The 1,483-nt window shown below is 48.1% G+C and carries 1 rRNA gene; it reads left to right on the top strand.

Features of this window, described 5'->3' with window-relative positions:
* Positions 1 to 13: 13 nt before the first annotated feature.
* Positions 14 to 1,483 (top strand): 23S ribosomal RNA (locus HMPREF3239_RS08345); the annotation flags it as partial.

The following is a 1,483-nucleotide window of genomic DNA, read 5'->3' on the forward strand; positions in this document are numbered from 1 at the left end:
TGGTGGAAACATAGATTAAGTTATTAAGGGCGCACGGTGGATGCCTTGGCACTAGAAGCCGACGAAGGACGTTACTAACGACGATATGCTTTGGGTAGCTGTAAGTAAGCGTTGATCCAGAGATTTCCGAATGGGGGAACCCAGCACGAGTTATGTCGTGTTATCGACAAGTGAATTCATAGCTTGTCAGAAGGCAGACCCGGAGAACTGAAACATCTTAGTACCCGGAGGAAGAGAAAGAAAAATCGATTCCCTGAGTAGCGGCGAGCGAAACGGGAAGAGCCCAAACCAATAAGCTTGCTTATTGGGGTTGTAGGACACTCTATACGGAGTTACAAAGGAATATATTAGACGAATCATCTGGAAAGTTGAATCAAAGAAGGTAATAATCCTGTAGTTGAAAATATATTCTCTCTTGAGTGGATCCTGAGTACGACGGAGCACGTGAAATTCCGTCGGAATCTGGGAGGACCATCTCCTAAGGCTAAATACTCTCTAGTGACCGATAGTGAACCAGTACCGTGAGGGAAAGGTGAAAAGTACCCCGGAAGGGGAGTGAAAGAGAACTTGAAACCGTGTGCTTACAAGTAGTCAGAGCCCGTTAATGGGTGATGGCGTGCCTTTTGTAGAATGAACCGGCGAGTTACGATCTGATGCAAGGTTAAGCAGGAAATGTGGAGCCGTAGCGAAAGCGAGTCTGAATAGGGCGTTGAGTATTTGGTCGTAGACCCGAAACCAGGTGATCTACCCATGGTCAGGTTGAAGTTCAGGTAACACTGAATGGAGGACCGAACCGACTTACGTTGAAAAGTGAGCGGATGAACTGTGGGTAGCGGAGAAATTCCAATCGAACTTGGAGATAGCTGGTTCTCTCCGAAATAGCTTTAGGGCTAGCCTCAAGTGATGATTATTGGAGGTAGAGCACTGTTTGGACGAGGGGCCCCTCTCGGGTTACCGAATTCAGACAAACTCCGAATGCCAATTAATTTAACTTGGGAGTCAGAACATGGGTGATAAGGTCCGTGTTCGAAAGGGAAACAGCCCAGACCACCAGCTAAGGTCCCAAAATATATGTTAAGTGGAAAAGGATGTGGCGTTGCCCAGACAACTAGGATGTTGGCTTAGAAGCAGCCATCATTTAAAGAGTGCGTAATAGCTCACTAGTCGAGTGACACTGCGCCGAAAATGTACCGGGGCTAAACATATTACCGAAGCTGTGGATTGTCCGTAGGACAATGGTAGGAGAGCGTTCTAAGGGCGTTGAAGCATGATCGCAAGGACATGTGGAGCGCTTAGAAGTGAGAATGCCGGTGTGAGTAGCGAAAGACGGGTGAGAATCCCGTCCACCGATTGACTAAGGTTTCCAGAGGAAGGCTCGTCCGCTCTGGGTTAGTCGGGTCCTAAGCTGAGGCCGACAGGCGTAGGCGATGGATAACAGGTTGATATTCCTGTACCACCTAACATCGTTTTAATCGATGGGGGG

This window comes from Staphylococcus sp. HMSC34C02 (assembly GCF_001838705.1).
GTDB lineage: Bacteria > Bacillota > Bacilli > Staphylococcales > Staphylococcaceae > Staphylococcus > Staphylococcus borealis.